At 52.8% G+C, this 22,138-nt stretch carries 18 protein-coding genes and 1 pseudogene; 4 read left to right on the top strand and 15 right to left on the bottom strand.

The features are described 5' to 3' along the window. Positions 1 to 58: 58 nt before the first annotated feature. From HQL98_12635 to HQL98_12585, 11 genes and pseudogenes are all read right to left on the bottom strand, one after another. Positions 59 to 1,492 (bottom strand): hypothetical protein, encoded by a 1,434-nt coding sequence (locus HQL98_12635; GenBank protein MBF0272894.1) that lies wholly within the window; start codon positions 1,490 to 1,492, stop codon positions 59 to 61. A gap of 90 nt (positions 1,493 to 1,582) precedes the next feature. Then, the gene (locus HQL98_12630) at positions 1,583 to 2,524 is read right to left on the bottom strand and encodes an NAD-dependent epimerase/dehydratase family protein (protein ID MBF0272893.1); all 942 of its coding nucleotides are present in this window, start codon (positions 2,522 to 2,524) and stop codon (positions 1,583 to 1,585) included. Positions 2,525 to 2,600: 76 nt separating this feature from the next. Next, entirely contained in the window at positions 2,601 to 3,671 is a 1,071-nt protein-coding gene (locus HQL98_12625) for an NAD-dependent epimerase/dehydratase family protein (GenBank protein ID MBF0272892.1), read from the bottom strand. A gap of 5 nt (positions 3,672 to 3,676) precedes the next feature. Then, positions 3,677 to 4,687, bottom strand: a complete 1,011-nt coding sequence (gene dmpG, locus HQL98_12620) for a 4-hydroxy-2-oxovalerate aldolase (protein MBF0272891.1) — start codon at positions 4,685 to 4,687, stop codon at positions 3,677 to 3,679. Continuing rightward, positions 4,684 to 5,556, bottom strand: coding sequence for an acetaldehyde dehydrogenase (acetylating) (locus HQL98_12615; GenBank protein ID MBF0272890.1), 873 nt, complete (start codon positions 5,554 to 5,556; stop codon positions 4,684 to 4,686). The genes dmpG and HQL98_12615 overlap by 4 nt, the downstream gene beginning before the upstream one ends. Before the next feature lie 52 nt (positions 5,557 to 5,608). Then, positions 5,609 to 6,943: a lipopolysaccharide biosynthesis protein RfbH gene (gene rfbH, locus HQL98_12610; protein MBF0272889.1), complete on the bottom strand. Its 1,335-nt coding sequence runs from the start codon at positions 6,941 to 6,943 to the stop codon at positions 5,609 to 5,611. Between the two features lie 21 nt (positions 6,944 to 6,964). Next, positions 6,965 to 8,035 carry a CDP-glucose 4,6-dehydratase gene (rfbG, locus tag HQL98_12605; protein ID MBF0272888.1) on the bottom strand — a complete coding sequence of 357 codons (1,071 nt, stop codon included), beginning with the start codon at positions 8,033 to 8,035 and terminating at the stop codon, positions 6,965 to 6,967. A gap of 2 nt (positions 8,036 to 8,037) precedes the next feature. Further along, the gene (gene rfbF / locus HQL98_12600; protein ID MBF0272887.1) at positions 8,038 to 8,811 is read right to left on the bottom strand and encodes a glucose-1-phosphate cytidylyltransferase; all 774 of its coding nucleotides are present in this window, start codon (positions 8,809 to 8,811) and stop codon (positions 8,038 to 8,040) included. A 25-nt stretch (positions 8,812 to 8,836) separates the two neighbouring features. Then, positions 8,837 to 9,832, bottom strand: a complete 996-nt coding sequence (locus HQL98_12595) for a 2Fe-2S iron-sulfur cluster binding domain-containing protein (protein ID MBF0272886.1) — start codon at positions 9,830 to 9,832, stop codon at positions 8,837 to 8,839. Positions 9,833 to 9,861: 29 nt separating this feature from the next. Beyond that, positions 9,862 to 11,060, bottom strand: a pseudogene (locus tag HQL98_12590) (DegT/DnrJ/EryC1/StrS family aminotransferase). Next, on the bottom strand, positions 11,044 to 11,283 hold the full coding sequence (locus HQL98_12585) for an NAD-dependent epimerase (GenBank protein MBF0272885.1): 240 nt from the start codon (positions 11,281 to 11,283) through the stop codon (positions 11,044 to 11,046). Before HQL98_12585 ends, HQL98_12590 begins: the two are co-directional and overlap by 17 nt. A 472-nt stretch (positions 11,284 to 11,755) precedes the next feature. Between HQL98_12585 and HQL98_12580 the strand changes: the two genes are divergently transcribed. Beyond that, on the top strand, positions 11,756 to 12,109 hold the full coding sequence (locus HQL98_12580; protein ID MBF0272884.1) for an RNA-binding protein: 354 nt from the start codon (positions 11,756 to 11,758) through the stop codon (positions 12,107 to 12,109). 130 nt (positions 12,110 to 12,239) lie between these two features. Here HQL98_12580 and HQL98_12575 read toward each other — a convergent pair whose 3' ends face one another. From HQL98_12575 to HQL98_12560, 4 genes are all read right to left on the bottom strand, one after another. Beyond that, positions 12,240 to 13,262, bottom strand: coding sequence for a GGDEF domain-containing protein (locus HQL98_12575; protein MBF0272883.1), 1,023 nt, complete (start codon positions 13,260 to 13,262; stop codon positions 12,240 to 12,242). A 268-nt stretch (positions 13,263 to 13,530) separates the two neighbouring features. Further along, on the bottom strand, positions 13,531 to 15,885 hold the full coding sequence (locus HQL98_12570; GenBank protein MBF0272882.1) for a CZB domain-containing protein: 2,355 nt from the start codon (positions 15,883 to 15,885) through the stop codon (positions 13,531 to 13,533). 188 nt (positions 15,886 to 16,073) lie between these two features. Further along, a complete protein-coding gene (locus HQL98_12565; GenBank protein ID MBF0272881.1) occupies positions 16,074 to 17,693 on the bottom strand; it encodes a response regulator in 1,620 nt (539 codons plus the stop codon). A gap of 5 nt (positions 17,694 to 17,698) precedes the next feature. Beyond that, complete coding sequence (locus tag HQL98_12560) at positions 17,699 to 18,322, bottom strand: chemotaxis protein CheC (protein ID MBF0272880.1); 624 nt, start codon at positions 18,320 to 18,322, stop codon at positions 17,699 to 17,701. Positions 18,323 to 18,569: 247 nt separating this feature from the next. On the opposite strand from HQL98_12560, the gene HQL98_12555 reads away from it, so the two are divergent. The 3 genes from HQL98_12555 to HQL98_12545 all read left to right on the top strand — a co-directional run bounded on the left by HQL98_12555 (position 18,570) and on the right by HQL98_12545 (position 21,194). Continuing rightward, on the top strand, positions 18,570 to 19,130 hold the full coding sequence (locus HQL98_12555; protein MBF0272879.1) for an HAD family hydrolase: 561 nt from the start codon (positions 18,570 to 18,572) through the stop codon (positions 19,128 to 19,130). A 132-nt stretch (positions 19,131 to 19,262) separates the two neighbouring features. Next, a complete protein-coding gene (locus tag HQL98_12550; GenBank protein MBF0272878.1) occupies positions 19,263 to 19,790 on the top strand; it encodes a histidine phosphatase family protein in 528 nt (175 codons plus the stop codon). Between the two features lie 36 nt (positions 19,791 to 19,826). Further along, positions 19,827 to 21,194, top strand: coding sequence for a dipeptidase (locus HQL98_12545; GenBank protein ID MBF0272877.1), 1,368 nt, complete (start codon positions 19,827 to 19,829; stop codon positions 21,192 to 21,194). Positions 21,195 to 22,138: the final 944 nt, after the last annotated feature.

Raw genomic sequence — 22,138 nt, 5'->3', positions numbered from 1 at the left:
TCATAAATACGATTTCATGTACAGTTTCAATGTGTTGGACTTTCTGAGGATGCCCAATTTAGTTACTTATGTGCGACTTAAGAATTAAAAATTGAATAGGAAAATACAAAATTAACGAAAATCCAATCGTAAGATAAATATTTTTATAATCATTTATCTGAAAAAAATCATACCATAGATATTGAAGAATAACAATTAAAAGACCATAAAGAACCGAAAAAAACAATAAAGAATAAGAAATCCTCATTAAAATTGCGTGCCGAATTACGAGATAGGTAGATACCATTGATACAATACCAGCAATGACCAACGCATACCCAATGCCATGAGATTTCAACAAAGGCGTCAAATAGGTTAACAATATCAGCAAAGTCACGGTTCCAGCAATCGTTGGAATCAACAAAGGTCTGGTCTTCATTCTAATATGCGCGCCCATCGCAAATACAGAAGCTGTAACACGACAAACTTCTGCAAAAATACCAAACAAAAGGAAATTGGCTGATTCGCGATACATAGGCCCCAGAAACAAAACACTCAGTTCCGGTGCCATTGATGAAAGAGTAAATCCAACCAGAAAATAGGTTGGTAGTAAGGCATTAATATACTGGGAGAATGCGCTCACCTGATGTTCTGATTGCGTCACCCCGATATCTTTATACAATTTCGGCTGAAAATAAGAAGTCAAAATAGATTCAATACCGGCCATAATGCCTGAACCGATAGCATACCCTGCGGCAAAAATTCCCAAATCATGCAAACCAATTGCTGATTCGGAAATAAATCGATAGCTTTGGGTTTGCAACCAACTCAGAAACGCTCCCAGACTGACAGGCCAAGCAAAGTGAAACAGATTCTTATAATGTTCAAAAGTCAATGCTACTGAAACAGTCCTCTGTACCTTTTGTGGAATTTTTCCATACAAAATTTTCAGTCCGATTATTCCAATAAGCAATTGACCACAAATGATCCCAGACATCCAAACTTCAGAAGTTTTTGCATGATTAAGATTTGTAAAAGTTATAGCCAACACAAGACTTGAAAGCGATGTTAATACTGAAAGAACCAAAAAAGGCACCTGAAATCCAATAATATTAAGACTCGGAATACAGGTTGAGTTAAAATTGAGCGCAACAAAAGATAGCAATATTATCACTAAACCGATTAATTTGTCTGTATGAATATTAATTAATTGGATGGAAATTGCCACATTTGACATCAACGCTGAAAAAACAGAACACAGCAACAAATAAACGAAAAATAAATTAAAATACTGCCTAATGCGTGCATCCGAATTCCAGATATTGATTTTTCTGTTAATAAACAAACCAACAGGACTAACAAATACACTGGAAAAGAAAGCCACTACTGAAGAGATCAAATAAACCTTAGCCATCTCTGATGGCAACAGAAATGTCGTGGCAATTTTGATTGTCAGAAAGGTCAATAAAATATGGACCGATCTTCCTATAGCCAAAATCATCATGTTATACATAAATATTTACTTAAACCAAACCTATCAGAAAGAAAATTCCGGGAGAACAACTCCCTTGCCAATCCAGATTAAACAAATATTCCTTCCTGATCAATTTGACAACAGGCTCTTACTCTCAATCAAGACCGTTTCAATTGACGAATACAAAGGAACATATCCTGTCTCTGATGCTTTTCTATTCAGAGAATAATAATTTGTCTTCAGTCCTGTTGGATTCAACAAAGTTTGAGAACTGTTGATTATATATTGCAATCCAAAGCTCTCACACATACGATCCAGGATCAATTTCTTTTCAGATGGAGCCTGCGTATAACAATCATACGATGTATTCTTGGGTGGAGAACGCAGAATTGACACAATCATGCGATAAAAATCAGTTGGATGCAAATAATCTCGCACTATATTATAGTGCGAGGTTTCAAATAACCGCTTCTCTTTGATTGCTCGCAACATATCAGTAATAAAAAATCTTGCCTGCATATCTTGTGTTCGACTGAAATAATTAAAAACTCTCAGATCAATAATAGAATATTGGGACAAAGCGCGATGCCTGCACTCCGCATACAACTTGGCAACCGAATAATATTCATGTGACAAAAATTGATTGATACAAATTTCAGCTTTTGTTTCGCTGCTTACCGGCTGATCAAAGGTACTTCCGTACACAGCACCGCTCGACAAGAAGATATAACGCCGCTCTGGATTGGACTCAAGATGCTGCAACACAAGCTGATCATACTGATAAGTGACATCAAAAATCGTTGCCCCCATGGTTACCACACGGGCCGGATCACCCACTCCAATAAAATTTATGACAACATCATGCGCATCTTCACCATACTTTGAATAATCAAAAACCGGATACATCCTATCCAGACCAACTCTTTCTTGCCAACTCTTCACTGTTTCAATATTTCTTGCATACAAGATCAAATTATATTCTTTATTCTGCGAGAAAGATAGAATACAATCCTTGGCGATCTGACTGGTCGCACCCAGAATTGCAATACATTTTCTCTTGTTTGATAACATTATTGTACACCCAATAAATAAGATCACGTACAGGATTATAAATAAAATAATTTAGCAAGAATTCAACAAATCGATGTCAAATCATCTTCCATCCTGATACTAAACTCGCTTGATACCAATCAATACTTCTGGAAATTGCCAACATGGTATCCGTATAAATATCCAGCCCAAAATATTTTCTGGACGCTGTCACATCCGGAACAAGACGAGAATTATTAATGACACCGGTCAGTGCTGTATTGGTCAGTATATTCGGAGTTGGAAAGAAACAGCCTGCAACACGCTTGGCCAAATCAGCAACCGACTCTCCTTGATCGTTGCCGATGTTAAAAACCTGACCACTGTTCCCATGCAACATCACCACCAACAGCCAGTACGCCAAATCTGCACCGTACATAAGACTTCTGACACTCTTACCATCACCCAGAATACGGATCGGTCTATGATTCAATGCATCATTGATAAAATTATTAATCACCCAAGGAGAATCAAGATGTTGATACGCACCACAGAATGTAAAAGGACGAACCGTAATAATTGGCATGCGCGCCTCACTACGGGCCGATGCACACAACACCTCCGCATATCTTTTTGCTTCTGCATAGGCAGAGGCGGACTTTGTACTTAAAGGCAAACCGGGTGATGTTTCAGAAATTCGTTCAACCTGGGGATTAGATGCGTAAATGGCACTGGCACTGACATTTACAAATTTGATTAAATTGGAAACTCTGTTTGCCGCACGTAAGATACATGCTGTGCCATCGGCAATCGTGGTCATTGTTTCAATAGGACTGGAAGCATGAAAACGATGATCCGGAGTTGCGGCAGCATGTATTATATAATTCACATGACTGGGTATTTCAGTCAAACTGCGAACATCACAACCAATCCACTCAATTGACCGATTTTCTGCCAAGTGTGGCAGTCTTTGAACAAAAAAATCTTTATCACGATCAACAATACAAAGCTTGATCTTGGCATTCTCATATTCATTCAAATAATTCACAAGTTCACATACCCAACTGCCCATAAAGCCGACACCTCCCGTAACCAACAGGGTGTGTTCAAACAATGGCTCAATTTGACGAGACAAAATGGGATAAATTCTTGCCAAGTCTTCCTGGATAAAGAACTTCTGCTTAAACATATCAACTAACCTTTGAGCTGCTGCGCAACTTCGATGATAATATCCTCTTGTCCTGCAACAACTTTTCTTTTTCCTAATTCAAAGAACACATCCCTTGGATCAACATTGAATTCATGAGCAATGCGATTAACTGGCTTAAGAAAACCAGAGAAGACGCCGGACAAGCCACTGATGACGCTTAAGGAACTAATCGTAGGGATCACTTTCATCAATTCTCTTTCAGCCAAATCTCCAGCATCCAGAATCTTATAAAGATCGATTCCTGTTTCATACCCCATTCGATCCAACACTGCGACCATGACTTCAAGTTGAGCATTGCCAGCTCCGGCACCAAAACCTCTTGCACACCCATCAATAATATCCGCACCTGCCTGAACTGCTGCAATAGAATTGGCTATCCCCATACCCAGATTGTTGTGTGCATGAAACCCAACCGGTATTTCAAGATTTTCAAGTAGACACGTCACCTTTTCGGTCACATCGGCTGGCAGATAATTCCCAGACGAATCCATAAGAATAACACCCTCGGCGCCATAGGTCTGCATCTTTCGTGCTTCTTCTGCCAATAAATCACGATCAGCCATATGGCTCATCATCAGCACACCAAAAACAGTTTTACCCTCAGATCGACAATATCCAATATGTCTTTCTGTTATATCCGCCTCGGTGCAGTGAGAGGCGATGCGAAAAACATCAACACCATAATCTATCGCCGGTTTGATATCACGTTCAATGGTTGCAAATCCTGGAATCACATGCACGCCAAGTTTCGATCTGATCAGATTCTCACGGGCAACCGTCAACATGGTTTTGTCATCAACGGCGGCCAATCCAACCTGCAATGAAGAGGCACCCAACCCATTGCCATGCCCAACTTCCACCACGGGTACCCCAGCAGCATCCGCAGCGCGACAATAAGAAGCTACTTGGTGAATATTCAATTGATGTAAAACGGCATGATTGCCGTCACGCAAGGTGGGATCGCTGATCAGAACTTTACGTGACTGCGCTTTCATATCACATCTCGATGCTTGGCATATTCTTCCGCCATGGCAATGGCAGCGCAGTTTATAATATCAAGATTACCAGCATATTCTGGCAGAAAATCACCATGGCCACGCACACGCAACATGACAACAATGCGTCCTGATTCAAAAAACGGATTAACAATAACCTGATATCCCGGCACATAAGACTTGATTTTATCAACAAGAACGTCAACCTCGCGAGACAAACCTTCGATATCAGGATCCGATACGACCGCAAACACAGTGGTTTGCATATTGATACAGGGGACAGCAGGATTTAAATTCAATATAGCTTTGGACCGTTTGGCACCAGAGAATAATTTAATGCATTTTTCAGTCGTAGAAACATACTCATCCAAATTCAATCGGGTTGCAGGACCGGCACTCTTGGAAGCAATACTTGAGATGACTTCAATGTACTCAACTTCTTTATGGGTTCGACCAATCGCATAAGCAATGGGAGCAGAGGCCTGACCTCCACAGGTTACCATATTGATATTCAATTCAGGCAGGCAATCATGAATATTGACTGCGGGTACAGACATCGGCCCCACTTTGGCAGGAGTCAAATCAATCACACGAATCCCAAGTTTCCTCAGAATGGGCGCATGTGTCTTATGATCCTTTGCCGATGTCGCATCAAAAACAAGATCGATGTTCGGAGCATGATCGATAATATATTGAATACTCCGATCAGAACAGTGAACCCCAAGACTCATTGCTTTTGCCATTCCGGGCGAGGTCCTGCTTCGCCCCACAAAGGCAACACAATCCAGAAGAGATGATCGCTTCACTTTCACTAGCAAGTCGGTTCCTATATTTCCAGAACCTATGATCGCCACTCTATATTTTTTCATTTACAGACACATCAGCATATTCAATTGTTCGATCCTGCCGATCTCATGAACATCAGAATCCTAAACCGAAAAATTCTTCGATCCTGGATACCATATAATCCAAATGTTCAATTCCTAAACCGGGATACAAACCCAACCAGAACGCGTGATTCATCATGATATCTGTATTGATCAATTCTCCGCTCACACGATAATTCCTGCCGATCATGTAAGGCTGGCGGGTCAGGTTGCCCGCAAACAAAAGACGGGTACCAATTTTATTCTGATCCAGATAAGTGAGAAGATCAACACGATTTACGCCTGCGGACTCTTTGATGACGACAAGAAAGCCAAACCAGGAAGGATCGGAATGGGGAGTGGCTTCCGGCAACATCAGAAACTCTTCACAGCTTTTCAGCTTGTCTTTCAAGTATAAGAAATTGGCCCTACGGGCAGCAATGAAGCCATCCACGCGATCCAGTTGAGCAAGCGCGCAGGCTGCCTGCATGTCTGAAATTTTCAAATTATACCCAAGATGGCTGTAGGTGTACTTGTGATCATAGCCTGCCGGCAAATTCCCCAACTGCCAAGCAAATCGTTTCTTGCAGGTATTGTCCTTGCCTGGAGGACAGTAACAATCACGCCCCCAATCCCGGAACGATTCTGCAATGGTTTTCAATTCCGTGTTGTTTGTAAAAACCGCGCCACCTTCCCCCATGGTAATGTGATGTGCCGGATAAAAACTCAACGTGGCAATATCACCGAAGGTTCCAACCATTTTCCCATGGTAGGTGGCTCCAAGAGCATCACAACAATCTTCAACCAGCCACAGCTTATACTTCTGACACAGAGCAACCACCACTTCCAGATTGAATGGATTCCCCAACGAGTGCGCCAGCATGATCGCTTTGGTCTTTGGAGAAATGGCCGCTTCAATCTGGGTGGCATCAATATTATGGGTTGCCAAATCCACATCGACAAATACGGGAATGGCCCCAAACTGAACGATGGGATTCACCGTAGTCGGAAAGCCAGCAGCCACCCCGATGACCTCATCTCCAGGCCGAATGGCACGATCACCAAGACGATGAGAGGTCAAAGTGGAAAAGGCCACCAGATTGGCAGAGGAGCCGGAATTCACAGTGATCAAATGCTTGACCCCCAAATACTGGGCCAATCGTGATTCAAACTCCGCATTGAATCGACCCGTGGTCAACCATCCATCCAAACTGGCCTCAACCATATACTGAAGCTCTTTGGCTCCCATCACCTTTCCGGAGACAGGTACCGCAGACACGCCGGGAACAAACGGCTTGGGCGCATACACAAGATCTGCATATTGCTGCACCAGCTCAGCAATTTCCTGACGAATCGTGTCCGGAGTCTTGGAGGTTTCCTGAATAGCCATAGAATCTAACATAATCTTCCTTTAAAAAATTCCTGCTGAAGCGTCATATTGTTGAATCTGTTCCAAACACACAGATCGAATGTCCGACTTCGACAGCCATGCCTGATGCCAGAGAATGATCTTTTGCAGCGCCATTTCAAGGGACCAGCGTGGATGCCAATTCAAACGCACTTTGGCCTTGGAAATATCCAATTTCAGATAGTTGGCCTCATGGGGATGTTGACCGGCATCCCATTGCCACGACGCCCCATCCCCCCACGCAATCACCATGCGTTCCACGATCCATTGCACAGGACGCGCATCGTTGTCATGGGGTCCAAAATTCCATCCTTCGGCCCAGGTCTGCCCTTCCGTATAAAGTCGCTCGGCCAACAACAAATAACCATACAACGGCTCCAGCACATGCTGCCATGGCCGGATCGCATGAGGATTGCGGATGATGACAGGCTGATCTTTTTCAAATGCCCGTAAAATATCCGGCACCAGACGATCCAATGCCCAATCGCCCCCCCCGATCACATTACCTGCCCGTGCCGATGCCAGCGCAACCCCACTATCTTGGAAAAAAGAACGACGATAGGCCGCTGTTACCAGTTCCGAGCAACCCTTGCTGTTGCTGTAGGGATCATATCCACCCATCGGATCCTCTTCCCGATAACCCCAGACCCATTCTCGATTTTCATAACATTTATCAGTCGTCACATTGACGATGGCACGCACGGAGCCGGCATGACGCGCCGCTTCCAGGACATGGACCGTCCCCATGACGTTGGTTGCATAAGTAGCGACCGGCTCGTGATAAGAAAGCCTTACCAGCGGCTGGGCGGCCAGATGCAAGACAATTTCGGGTCTGAAGGCCGCCATGGCAGCTCGAACGGTTTCATAGTCCCTGATATCGCCAATTTGACTCGTCATGCCCTTGGCAATACAGGCTTCAGTAAATAAATTGGGATGGGTTGCGGGTGCAAGTGATAATCCGTAGACTTCTGCGCCCATGGATTGCAACCATAAACTCAACCATCCTCCCTTGAATCCCGTATGACCGGTCAGAAAAACCCGTTTGCCACGCCAAAAGTCAAAAAGGAGATGCATGATTAATCCCACTTCTTCCAGGGAGCATTGCCGCCTGCCCACAATTTTTCCAGGGTCTGCTTGTCATGGAGGGTATCCATGGGCTGCCAGTAACCGTAATGGGGATAAGCCATCAACTCTCCATCAATGGCCAATTGCATCAAGGGTTTCTGCTCCCAAATTGTGCTGTCATCTTCCAGATAGGTCAATACCTTGGGAGACAACACAAAAAAACCACCATTGATTAAGGCCCCATCCCCTTTTGGTTTTTCCTTGAAGCTTCTGACCTGCCTGTTTTGAATATCCAAAGCACCGAAACGTCCGGGCGGATAGGTGGCGGTCAAGGTGGCGGCCTTGCCATGACTGCGATGAAAGGCAATCAACTCACCGATATCGATATCACCAACCCCGTCACCATAAGTAAAACAAAATGCCTCTTCGTCTTTCACATACTCGGCCACACGACGCAATCGGCCACCGGTCATGGAGGTGTCACCCGTATCAACCAGGGTGACGGTCCAGGGTTCAGCACGCATGTGATGAACATGCATCTGGTTTGAGCGCATGTCAAAGGTGACATCAGACATATGGAGAAAATAGTTGGCAAAATACTCCTTGATAATATACCCCTTGTAGCCACAACAGATTATAAAATCATAAATGCCGTAATGAGAGTACATCTTCATGATGTGCCACAAAATGGGTTTCCCGCCAATTTCAACCATTGGCTTTGGACGAAGCGAGGTTTCTTCGCTTAATCGGGTACCCAGTCCACCCGCCAGAATGACCACCTTCATGATTGGACTTCCTTTATTCAGAGAATCAATGGGCTGCGGAACTCACAAATGCATCGGACAAAAAATTCTGATGCGGCAGACCAGCCTTTGACAAGGCCGCTTGTGCGTCACGGATCATGCTCATCGAGCCACAGGCATAAACGACCGTTCGGGACAGATCGGAGATTTCGGAGAGCAACACCTGTTGCACATGACCACGGGCACCGTTCCACTCCTCACTCTCCCGAGAAAGCACCGGGATATAACGAAACCAATGACCAAGGCTGCTTACATCCCAATACAGATCCGCACGGGTACGCCCCCCCCAATAGACAGAAATACTGCGGGGTTGATCCGCATCGGACATGCCGTGCAAAGCTTCCAGCATGGACTTGATGGGGGCGATACCGGTTCCGGTCGCCATGAATACCAAATCTTGATCGGTGACATTCCGCAGAAAGAATGTACCCCGTGGACCATCCAGCCTTAACAAATCATTGACCTGTGCCTGGGAAACCCAGTATTCACTCATGGCTCCGCCAGGAACGACACGGATGTGAAATTCCAACTGATGATTCTCGGCAGTCGCATTGGCCATGGAATAACTGCGACGTAGTCCCTCTTTGGCAATGAGATTCACATATTGGCCCGGATAATAGTCAAACCTGACCGCCGGTGGCAAACGCAAGACAACCCGAACCACATCCGCAGCCAGTTTATCAATCGAATGGATGCGACACGCCACAATTTTTGCTTCAGGCAAGGCATACTCCATGGAAGTTTCCGCTTCCAGGAGAAGATCCGTCTTGGCAACCCGGGTGCAACCCAGAATCCAGCCAGACTTCTTTTCTTCATCGGAAAGAGCCAGTTCGTCATCCATGGCTTGGCTTTGGCCCTGGATGACGCGGCATTTGCAACTGCCGCACTGACCACTGCGACAGCCGTGCAACAACGGTGTGCCGTTTCGGATCGAAGCATCCAGGATGGATTCGCCATCCATGGAGGGAAAACGGGTTCCCTGTACGGTTTGAATGATGGGCATGGTTTGAACAAAATACAACTCAAAAAGGGTTATATTGACTTCAGCTCATTCATGGCATCGGCAATGGAATAGTGATGATTGCCGATAAACAGCCCGTTTTGATCTACATGATCCGCATTGGACAGACTGCCAAATATTTCCGCATGCAAATACTGCATTACTGCGTTCTTGGTAAAATTCCCGGCGACAATCGGACGGCACTCAAAGCCTAGATGATTGAGTTTGGCAAGCAGATCGACACGGGTCCATGACGATTCCGGTCGAATGACCATACTGAAACCAAACCAACTGCTTTGACCTGTTTCGCTTTGGATCAAGATCTCCGGATGATCCGCCATGGCGCTTTGAAACAAACGACCATTCTTGCGCCGTTCTTCCACGAGGGAGGGTAATTTCTTGACCTGTTCCACGCCAATGGCGCCTGACATTTCCAAAGGTCTGACATTATACCCAGGCAGAACAAATCGAAACGACTCCTTGAATGGATCGTCGCTTTTTTCTCCACAGACCCGATTGAATTTGGGCAGATTGCGTGTCCAGCCATGCGCCCGCAGTGACAACAGGATATGAAAGAGTTCCTCGTTGTCGGTGACGATCAATCCGCCTTCCATGGTGGAGATATGATGGGAGAAAAAAGAACTGAAACTGCCCATGACACCAAAGGTGCCGGCTTTCCGTCCCTTCAGTTCCGCTCCCATGGATTCACAATTGTCCTCGACAATGCGGATGTTCCGACTGCCGACAATGGCCTGTATTTGATCAAAATCATTCGGATTGCCCAACAAATTGACCGCCATGATCAATCGGGTGTCAGGGGTGATGGCCGCAGCCAGTTGATCAAGATCGTAATTCAAGGTGTGCAGATCGATATCCACAAAACGCATCTTCAGACCATACTGATGAAGCGGATAGTAGGTGGTACTCCACGATACCGCCGGAACGATCACTTCATCTCCGGGCTTCAATGCATTTTCTTTCGTATAGAACAACGCGGCAATCATCAACAAATTGGCCGATGAGCCGGAGTTAACCATCACGGCGTATTGACTGTTGACATAGGCGGCAAAAGCCTGCTCAAAGGCTTGCACATGGGAAGGCTTGCACATGGGAAGGCTTGCACATGGGGTCCCATGGTGAACATTCCCGAATCGATGACCCGATACATCGCATCGTATTCTGCCTTGTCCCAGGTTGCCGTAGCCAAAGGATACTTAAATGGATTGGCCATCTCTTTCCCTTAAATAATAGGCATAGGTCTGTGCCAGACCCTCTTCCAACGCGGTTTTCGCACTCCATCCCCACAAGAGCGCCTGCTCGACACTGACCTGTTTTTGTTTCATGCCGATGGGCTTGGTTGTATCGTGGTAGAAACCTCCCGAATAACCGACCACTTTGGCAGCCGCGGCGTAGTATTCGTTGACGGTCCAATCATGTCCCAAACCGACATTCATCCGTCTCAATCCCCACACATCTTGAGGACAACTCTGTTTTGTCTTGCGGAGCACGATCAAATTGAGTATGCTTCCACGAAGGATTTAGCATCAACTTAAAATGAGAAAATCAGCCATAAAAAACCTTTCATTATATCGATAACAAAAAGAATTGCAATTTTTTCAACATTAACGAATCAATTGATAATCAAATCAATAGCAGAGCATGCCTTATCCGTCAAGACAAAATTTACCCGAAGAGACCTGTCAAATGTCAAAGCACCTGCTTTACCCCCTGCGCGGCTCTTGACCTTCAATCGATATCACGATGCTTGACTGGTCACGATCCAGTATACAATATTTGCAACATGATCAACCGATCCATTGCGTTCCAATTCGTTATGGTTTGATTCCATTTCCGACATTGGGCTGCCTGGATCTCACATCGACGAATACAAACCCAATCAACCCTTCGCTGATTTGGAGAAACACCGTGAAAAAACAACTCGTCCTGCTTGTTTTTGCATGCGCTCTGATGACGGCCAGTCTGGCACAGGCAATCACAGGTGGCGACTATGCCCGTGTCCGCTGGAAAGGAAAATGGTATGACGCGGAAGTCCGTCAGGTCTCCGGAACCCAATTACTGATTCACTATACCGGCTATGAAAACAGCTGGGATGAATGGGTCTCCATGGACCGAGTGGCCATTCAAGTGTATTGGAAAGACACTTGGTACAAAGCCTCAGCTCTGGAGTCAGGAGACAATAAAGTGCTGATTCATTACGATGGTTACGAAGATAATTGGGATGAATGGGTCAACCTCAACCGTATCCGCAGCTACAAATAGTCACCTGGTGTCTTGTAATAGTCAATACTTGATCTGACATTCTTGGTAGGATGGATGGAAACCAACCAGCAACACTTCCGGGAAACCGGCCCCCATGCCGCGTGATGGCCTGGGGGCACCTGTCAAAGGGTCAATGGCAGACCCGGGAACGTCCCATGGCCTTGGCCCGGTAGAGGGCGGCGTCGGCGCTTTCCCACCATTCCGCTAAGGAGGCGTTGGAGCGCCACTGGGCCAGTCCCACGCTGACCCCCAGAGGCGCGGAGTCGGGAGCGCGGATGTCCAGGGCGCGCACCGCTCCGCAGAGCCGTTCCATGAGCAGACTGGCGTTTTCCAGGCTGGTGTTGGGCAGGATCATGGCGAATTCGTCCCCCCCGATCCGGGCCAGCAGGTCCGAATCCCGCACGATGCGGGTAAAGGTCTGGGAGACCGTTTGCAGCACCACATCTCCTTCCCCGTGTCCCAGACGATCGTTGATCGCCTTGAAGTGATCCAGATCCAGACAGGCCAGGGCCAGAGGCTGGCCGTGGCGGTTGGCATTGGCGATCTCCATGGCGGCGCGCTCCTCGAAGACCCGACGGTTGACCAGTCCGGTGAGGGCGTCCCGGCGCGCCTGATCGTATAAATCCTCGTAGGCCATGGCCCGCTCCAAAGGTCCACGCAACTCCGCCAGCACCTCTTCTTCCAGATGCAGGAACGGCGCCGTGGAGAGTTCCGGACAGGGATGGATCACCAGCAGGCAGTCGTCGTGATCCGGGTCCAGCGGCCACAGGTGATAGAATCGTCCCACCGTGGGCAGTTCACCGGAGTGTTTTTCGTGGATGGGATGGTTCATCAGCTCCTGGGCCATCTCCTGCAACAGTTGCCGATCCGGACCGTGACACGAACAGGCGGAGTGCAGTCGACGGCCAAAACGTCGGTAGGCCACCAGATTGTGCGGCATCACCGGGATCAGCCAGAGCGCAAAGGCCTCGATCATCGAGTCCAGATCCAGGGTCGCGCCCAATTGTCGGTGCAGATCGTAGATTCTGCCGAGCCGCTCGGTCTCCTTGCGATACTCCTCGATCTCCTCCACCAGGGCGCGGGGTTTCTTGGCGAACAAGGAGGGGTCGATCATCAATCTGCGGCGGTTTTCCAGTGAAATGCTGATACCCATTTTGGTCTCTCCACGCACAAGGCGGCGGATGTCAGGATGTTGCCCGATGCTTTTTGCCGGTGATCGGGTGCGAAGTGGTCTGTTGCCAAGTTTATGCCAATTCACCGCGTCATCGTGTCAGTCCAGGCGTGGCGGGGGTTTTGGTGTGGGGAAGGGGGATGGGCGGGGGGGGGGAAGGACGCCACGGGCCCCTCTTCCGGCAAGATTTGCCCGGGTGGTCGGGGCGTCAACCGGATCGGCAGAGAGGCAAAAAACGTCGGAATCTGCTTCAATCCAGGGCGGAGGCGGCCATGTACAGTTCGTCCATGAGGTCGAACAGTCGATCCTTGATGGCGTTAAACTCTTCCATTTTCTGTTCCGCCAGTTGAATGTCGCCCCGACTGGCCAGACGTACCGCCTCCCGGGCTACCTCGTGGACCTGCAGATGGGTCTCCCCGACTTGCTGGAAAATGTCCATCTCTCCGAAACGGGTCTCGCCGTCGGCGTAATACCACAGGCCGAAATCGCACTCCCGGCCACTGGCCACCTGTTCGGGTTTGAGGTCGCTGCGTCCCCGGATGACGTTTTCGAGCTTGCCGAGCCATTTGAGGTGCGCGCCCTTGATTTTTTCCACCGGGAAGGGTTCGGGGTGCATGATCAGGTCATGAACCGAACGTTCCAGCTTGCGACCCGGTACCGAGACCGAATCGATCAGCAGCGAGACATGATGGATCGCGCCGTTGACCAGAATGGCATGATGATGAATGCTGCCCACCTTGTGATTGGCGCTGGTGGTGGCGTTCGCCGCTTCCGAGGCGGATTGGAAGATGTTTTGGGTCGAGGCGTGGAGGGTTTCGTTTTGCTGGGACAGCAGGGTGGCGGCCCCGGAGGCCTCGGAGGCGGCGCGGGCCACCTCGACGGCGCCATTGGCCGCTTCCAGCGCGGAGCGGGCGATGTCGTGGGCGGCGAGGTTCAGTTCTCCGGCGGAGCGGGTCACCTCACCGGAGGCGTTGGCGACTTCGCTGATGGAGTGGGAGATGGCGTTGATGCTGTGGGCCTGTTCATCCACCGCCTGGGTGATTTCGTTGTTGGTGGCGTCGATGCGTTCGATCCGGTCGGCGATTTCGGTGGTGGCGGCGGCCACCTCGCGGGTGTGTTCCTGAATGTCTTGAATCTTGGCTGCGATCATGCGTGTGGCGTCCGCGGTCTGGCGGGCCAGTTCCTTGACCTCGTTGGCCACCACCGCGAACCCTTTGCCCGCCTCTCCGGCCCCGGCGGCCTCGATGGAGGCGTTGAGGGCCAGCATGTTGGTTTGGGAGGCGATGTTGTTGATCACCTCCAGCACCTGATCGATCTCCAGGGCCGAGTTGGCCAGACGGCTCATGGTGTCATGGGTTTCCTGGGCCTTTTCGTTGGCCTGTCGGGACTCATCGCCGGCCTGCTGGCAGCGTTGACGCACCTGCTCGATGGAACCGGTGACCTCCCGAACCGCTTCGGCCACCGCCGAAACCGACTGGTCCACATGGGCGAGATTCTGGTTCACCCCGGAAATGTTGGCGGTAATTTCTTCGGCGGCGGAGGCCATGGTGTTGATGTTGCTGCTGGCCTGTTCCGACCCGGAGGCGATGGAATGGATCAGGGAGGACAACTGTTCGGAGGCCGCCGCGATGGTCCCCACCTGTTCGGCGGTTTGGGAGATGGCGTATTGAATGGCGGAGACTTGTTGTTCCACCTGTTGGTGATCCCGGGCGGTCTGTTCCGCCAGACGGAAACTGGTCATGGAGTCGGTGGCCAGTCCGTTGCGCACTTCCAGCAGATCGCCGACGCAGGCGGCCATGGAACGGGTCTGGAGAAAGACCTGCCGGATGGTGTTGCGGAACCGGAGGGTCATGGCGTTGAAATCCGTGGCGATGTGTCCCAGATCATCCAGAATGCCCGTAGGTATGGCAATGTGATGGGTCAAATCCCCATTGGCGATGCGCAGGATGGCGGCCCGCAGGTCGGCCATGGGGGTTTGCAGCAGGCGAATCAGGACCAGGTGAATCAATACGATCAACAACAGAATCGCCACGATCATCACCATCACCGAAACGCTTTTCGCTTCCCCCAGGCGGGTTTCGCTGGCGCCTTGGGAGATGGTCAACTGAAAGACGCCGCGGATGGGATGATCCTTGCCGTGACACGCTTGACAGGGTTCCCGGTTCGCGATCGGGGCTAAAATGGTGGTGCGTCCGATGCCGTCCGGGCCGGTGGTGGTCAGCAGGGTTTGTCGCTGGGCTTGCAGGGTTTGCTGAAAAGGGGTGGTCAACGCCGGGTCGATGCGGCTGCCGGAGCTTTCCGGCAGGAACGCCTCGGAGCCGTTGACCCGGAAGACCCGGATGGTCTCCAGTCCTTCCACTTCTTTGAGTTTGTCCATGTAATCATGGGCGATGGGAGCTTGACCGGCCAGCATGATCGCCTGCAATCCCCGGGTCGCGGTATCGGCGATGCGGATGACGGCGCTCTGATTTTCTTCGAGCAGGGATTGTTTCATGTGGCCGATCAGAATGACACCCAGCGCCAGCATGGCGACCGTGCCGACGCACCCGATCACGAAGAGAATCTTGTGGCTGACGGATTGTCGAATGGAACGCAGAACATTCATGGGAGGATACGCATGCCTGGGGTGAGGTGCGCCGGATCAGGATTGCTTCGGCTTGTCGTTGGAGTCCGCTTGAAGGGGCGCGCTGCCCCGTTGTCGCGCCTGCGTGTTTGTTTACCATCATAATGATTGAACAATCAAGTGGTCAGGAATGGCCGGGGGAGCCGATGCAGCGGTGGAGTCGGGGGGAATTACCAGTGGACCCAGCGCAGGATGGTCTGTTTGAGGGTATCCCCCCGCACCGGTTTGGTCAGATAGTCGTCCATGCCGGCTTGCAGACACCGTTCCCGATCCCCTTTCATGGCGTTGGCGGTCAGGGCCACGATGGGGGTATGGCTGTGGCGGCTGGATTCTTCGTCGCGAAATAGGCGACTGGCGGTGAAACCGTCCATGGTGGGCATCTGGCAGTCCATGAATACCAGATCGTAGCGGCTGCTGGCCAGTTGTCGCAACGCCTCTTCCCCGTTGCCCGCCAGTTCTGCCATCACCCCCAGTCGTTTGAGCATGCCATGGGTCACTTCCCGGTTCATTTCGTCGTCTTCCACCACCAGGATCTTGACCCCGCGGGGAAAGGGGGAGGGGTTCACGGGAGGGGCGGTTTCCGGGTGAGGGGGCAGGGGCGCAGCCTGGGGCCGGGATGGGAGGGAAAAGGGCAGTTCAACCCGGAAAATCGTTCCGCGACCCGGCGCGCTTTCCACATCGAGGGTGCCTTGCATCTTTTTGACCAGACCCAGGGCGATGGCGGGTCCCAGGGGATGTCCGTCCGGGTGGAGGGGGGGCGTGAAGGTGTCGTTCGGATCCAGCGGGGTGAAAAGCCGGTTGACTCCGGCGGCATCCAGACCGGTGCCGGTGTCGCGGATGACACATGCGAGCCGCGCTTCCCCGTGCGTGTTTTTGAGATGGCGTACCGTCAACCGGATCTCTCCCCGGGGAGTGGTGCTCAGGGCGTGGTGGAGCAGATGGGTCAACGCCTGACGGGCGCACCGCGGATCCCCCATGAGCCGGAATGGCAGATCCGCGGGAATGTCGGTGAGAAAATCGATCTCCCTGGCTCTGGCCCGGGTCGCGATGGATTCGCTCACTTCGATCAGGAGCGTCGTCGGATCGAAAGGAATGGTTTCCAGGGCGATGGCGTCGGCTTCGATGCGGGCGTAGTCCAGTATGTCGTCCAGAATGCTCCGCAACGCCTCCCCGGAGTCGTGGATCGCCCTGGCCTGACGTCGGACCTTGTGGAGATCGTCCGCTTTTTTCAGGAGTTCCGCCATGCCCAGGATGGTACTCAAGGGGGTGCGCAGGGCGTGGCCCATGTGGAGCAGAAATTGACTCTTGAGCCGATTGGTCGTTTCGGTCGTGCTTTTGGCGCGACGCAGATCCCGGGTGCTTTCCCGCAGGCGTCGATCCCGGGTCACCGCGTGGGTCACGTCCTGGATCTGAATGAAACAGTAACGTCCCAAGCCGTTGGGTTCCACCGGCTTGACCAGAATGGTCTGGTGCAGGGTCTGGCCGCAGCCGTTTTTCAACGGCAGCGAGGGGGCGTTCAGACGGGGGGAGAGCAGACCGGGCAATCCCCGGTTCAAGGCGTCGGCGATGGCCTTTTCCAGACGGGAGTGGCGCAGCGTCGGAAACCGTTCACTCAAGGGGTGTCCCAGGATCTGTTCTTTGGAGATGCCGGAGGTTCGTTCCATCCAGGGGTTCCAGGTGACCACCCGGGCTTGCGAGTCGAGGAGAATCCAGCCAAGGGCGGCCTCTTCCACCAGGGACCAGAGCAGGGATGGATCCGGGAGCGGTGGCGGACTGGGGGGAGGAGTCATGGGAGTCATCCGTCGAAGCGGTGCAGAAGTCCGGTCAACTCCTGCTTGAGGCGGGAGATGGCCCAGGAGTCGAACAGCAACACCACATGGCCCTTGACCGTGTCCCCGTGGGTGACGAAATCCACGAACAACAATAAAATGAGTTCTTCGTGGGCGCTGTTGCGACGCTCTTCGCTCAGGAGTTCGTCGCAGGTGCCTTGCAGGTATTCCGGCAGGTCGCACAGGATTTCCACCCCCATGATGTTGGCCAGACATCCCAGACAGGCGTTGAGCAGAATGTTGCCCACCTCGGTGAGGCTTTCTTGTTCCATCTCCCGGCATTCGTCCAGTTCGACTTCGTCTTGGAGTAGGGCGCGCACCAGTTCCAGGCTTTTTTCCCGAGGATAGATCAGCAGGGTGGAGCCGTGAAACGGACCGGTGAACCGTTGTCTGACGCCGGTCATGAGGGCGTCGGGGGTGGGACCGATCAGGGATGTGGCCTGGCTCCAGGGCAGAAAGTGCAGCCTGGGCACGGAAAGCAGAATCTCTTCGTTCACCATGCGGGAAAGCGCGTCCGCCGCCTGCCCCATGCCCAGGTTCAATACTTCCAGCAGGGCGTCTTGTTCGAGTTCCGAGAGTACGGAGATCATCGGGGTGCCTTTGGCCGGAGTGCGGGGTGATACGGTCGTTACAAAAAATCATATCAGAAACGGCTCCACGATAACACGTCTGATCCTGCCGATTCCAGGTTGGATGGTGTTTTCGGTGGTGTGTGTTTGGGTCACCGTGAATGGGCTTGCGCCGAAACGGTGATCCGGCCAGAATGACAATGGCCTGCCTTCGGTCCGGAGTAACGTTTTTTTTGGATCAGCTTTTTTCGGTGAGCATGGGACGCGGATGATGCAACGGGCGCTGTTTTTGGACCGGGACGGGGTGATCAACGAGGATCGCGGTTATGTCCATCGGATCGAGGAGGTGGCGTTTGTGGCGGGCATTTTCGATCTGACCCGTCAGGCCTGTGCACTGGGTTATCGGCTGGTGGTGGTGACCAATCAATCCGGCATCGGTCGTGGATTGTACACTGAGGAGCAGTTCCACCGGTTGACCGCCTGGATGCACGGGGAGTTTGCCCGTCAGGATGCGCCCATCGACCGGGTTTATTTTTCTCCGTACCATCCCACGGAAGGGGTGGGGGTGTATCGGCGGGAGGATCCTTCCCGCAAGCCGGGTCCGGGCATGATCCTGGCGGCCCGGGATGAACTCCAACTGGATTTGGCCGGCTCCTTGCTGATCGGAGACCGGTTGAGCGATATCCAGGCCGGAATCGCCGCCGGCGTGGGGAGCAATCTGTTGCTGGCGCGGCAACCTTTGTCCGCTCCGGTGGCCTTGCCGTGTCAGGTGATCACCACGTTGGCGGAAGCCGTGTCATTCCTGCGGGGCGGTCCTGATGACCGATGAGCGAAGGTGACTGGATTGACGGGAATTTCCGAATGAAGAAGCCCCTCCCTCGCCTTGACACCCTTTGCCCGGGAATCTATGCTGATCGCCGACGATTCTCCACTTCACTCCCGAGCATGAGGCGACTTCACCATGACTCGTCAATTGATCATTATGCGTCACGCCAAATCGGCTTGGGACACGGATGCGGCTTCTGATTTTGATCGTCCATTGGCCAAGCGGGGCTTGCAGGACGCCCCCCGCATGGGACAATGGCTGCTGGATCAGGATCTGATTCCCGATTTCATTGTCAGTTCTCCGGCTCTGCGCGCCAAACAGACCATTCTGGAGGTCTGCAAGGTGCTCGACATCAAGAAAAAAGCCGTGCAGTGGGATGCCCGCATCTACGGGGCCGGCACCGAAGAGTTGATCGAGGTGTTGACCGAACTCCCCAAGCAGACCCGCATCGCCATGATCGTGGGGCATAATCCGGGATTGGAAATGCTGGTTTCCTATCTCTCCCGTCACGCCATGGAGTTGCCCGGAGACCTGGATGGAGAGGCGGGGCTGGTCAAGACCGCCACGGTGGCCCATCTGCACATGCCCAGCGACTGGACCCAGATTTCTCCCGGTTGCGCCACCCTGGTCACCTTGATTTCGCCCCGGGATCTGGTGGCCTGATTTTTTCCTTTCTTTTTGGTTTGGGTCCAAGAGGCCATGCACGCCATCCTGGAATCCCTGCGCGCCACCCGTGGGGCGCGACTGGAGGATTTGAACGCCTGGTTGCGTTTTCCCTCCATTTCCAGTCATCCCGAACACATCCCGGACATGGCGCGCTGCGCCGCGTGGGCGGCGGCCTTTCTGGAACGTGCCGGCCTGACATCCGTTCAGATCCATCCCACCGACGGACACCCCATCGTCACCGGCAGTTGGCTGCATGCGCCGGGTCGTCCCACGGTGTTGATTTATGGTCATTACGATGTGCAACCGGTGGATCCGGTGGCCTTGTGGACCACGCCGCCCTTTGAACCCACGGTGCGCCATGAGCGGATTTTCGCCCGCGGCGCGGCGGACGACAAGGGACAGCTCCTCATGCACATGCAGGCCGTGGCGGCCATTTTGCGGGTCACCGGTCGTTTGCCCGTGAACGTGATCTTTTTGATCGAAGGGGAAGAGGAGATTGGCGGTCTTCATCTTCCCCCCTTCCTGCACCAACGGAAAGAGCTGTTGCGTGCCGATCTGGCCATGGTTTCGGATACCGGCATGTGGGCCGAGGGGATTCCGGCCATCACCGCCGGACTCCGGGGACTGGTCACCCTGGAGGTGGAGGTGACCGGTCCGGCCCGGGATCTGCACTCCGGCAGCTACGGCGGCGCGGTGGCCAATCCTGTGGAGATCCTGGTCCGCATGCTGTCCACCTTGAAGGATGAACACGGCACCATCCGCGTGCCGGGATTTCTGGAAGAGGTGCGGGATCCCACCCCGCAGGAGCGGGCCCAGGTGGCGCAATTGCCCTTCGACGAGGCGGCCTTTCTGGGGGAGATCGGTCTGGAACACGGCTGGGGCGAGGCGGGATATGCCCTTCTGGAACGGCTGTGGTATCGTCCCACCATCGAAATCAATGGCCTGTGGGGTGGATACACCGGTCCGGGGGCCAAGACCGTGCTGCCCTCCAAGGCCCAAGCCAAGCTTTCCATGCGGTTGGTGCCGGATCAACGCCCGGAACGGGTGGTGGCCCGGGTGGCCGATCATCTGCGGGCCGTGGCCCCGGATGGGGTGCGGGTGGAGATCAGACCGGCTCCCGGTGGCGGCATGCCCTGGCGATTGCCTCCGGATCTGCCCGCCATCACCGCCGCCCGCCGCGCCCTGCGGGAATCCTTTGGTCGGGAACCGGTGATCATCGGCGAGGGGGCCTCCATTCCCGTGGTCGCCGATTTTGACCGGATCCTGAATCTCAAGACCTTGCTGATCGGTTTTTCATTGCCGGACGCCTGTCTCCACGCTCCGGACGAAAATCTCCATCTTCCTTCGTTCGAGACCGGGACCGAAAGCCTGGTGCGTCTGTTGCACTATTTGGCGGAATGAGGGACGGTCCCCGGGCGGCCAAGCGTTCCAGCCTCTGGAAACCTTCGTCCAGCGGGGCTTCGATTTCCAGCCGTTCCCCGGTGGTTGGATGGGTCAGACGGATCTTCCGGGCGTGCAGGGCCATCCGGGTCACCCCTTGACTGCGCAACCAGTGGTTCAGGGGTTCGTTGCCGTATTTTCCGTCCCCGGCCACCGGATGCCCCAGCCATTGCAGATGCACCCGGATTTGATGGGTGCGTCCCGTGTCCGGATAGGCCGCCACCAGACTGAGACCCCCATGGCGTTTCAAGACCCGGTATCGGGTGCGGGCGCTCAACCCCTGATTTTTCCCGGTCACCACCATGCGTTCCCCCCCACGGGTGGCTCCCTTGATCAAGGGCTGTTCGATCACGCCGGTTTCGTCCCGGGGGGCACCGGCAACCCAGGCCCAGTACTCCTTGTCCACTTCCTTGGACTGGAAAGCACCGCTCATGCGGCGCGCGCTGCTTTTGTCCAGGGCGAACAGCAGGCATCCGGAGGTCTCCTTGTCCAGCCGGTGACACAACTCCGGGATTTCCCCTTTGCCTTCCCGTTGCAACAGGGTGCGCATGGCATCCACCACCCCCCACTCCTGACCGCTGCCGCCGTGAACCGGCATGCCCTGGGGCTTGTCCAGCACCAGCAGCCACTGGTCCCGCCACACGATCCGGGAACCCAAGGCCTGAATGGCCCACTCCGGCGCTTCGTCCGACCGTCTGGAAGGCTCCCGGGCCTCGAACGGTGGCACCCGGACCTCTTCGCCCACCGTCAGGCGATGACCGCCCTGCGCCCGTCCGCCGTTCACCCGCGTCTGCCCGGTACGCAGCCAGCGCTGCACCAAAGAGGGGGGCGCTCCCGGATTGTGGGCCATCAGAAACCGGTCCAGACGCATCTCCGCCTCCTGTGCGCTCACCAGAATGCGACGT

The sequence above is a fragment of the Magnetococcales bacterium genome (assembly GCA_015231755.1).
Taxonomy (GTDB): domain Bacteria; phylum Pseudomonadota; class Magnetococcia; order Magnetococcales; family Magnetaquicoccaceae; genus Magnetaquiglobus.
The sequence above is the reverse complement of the archived record's forward strand: the minus strand, read 5'-3'. Positions and strand labels throughout refer to the sequence as shown.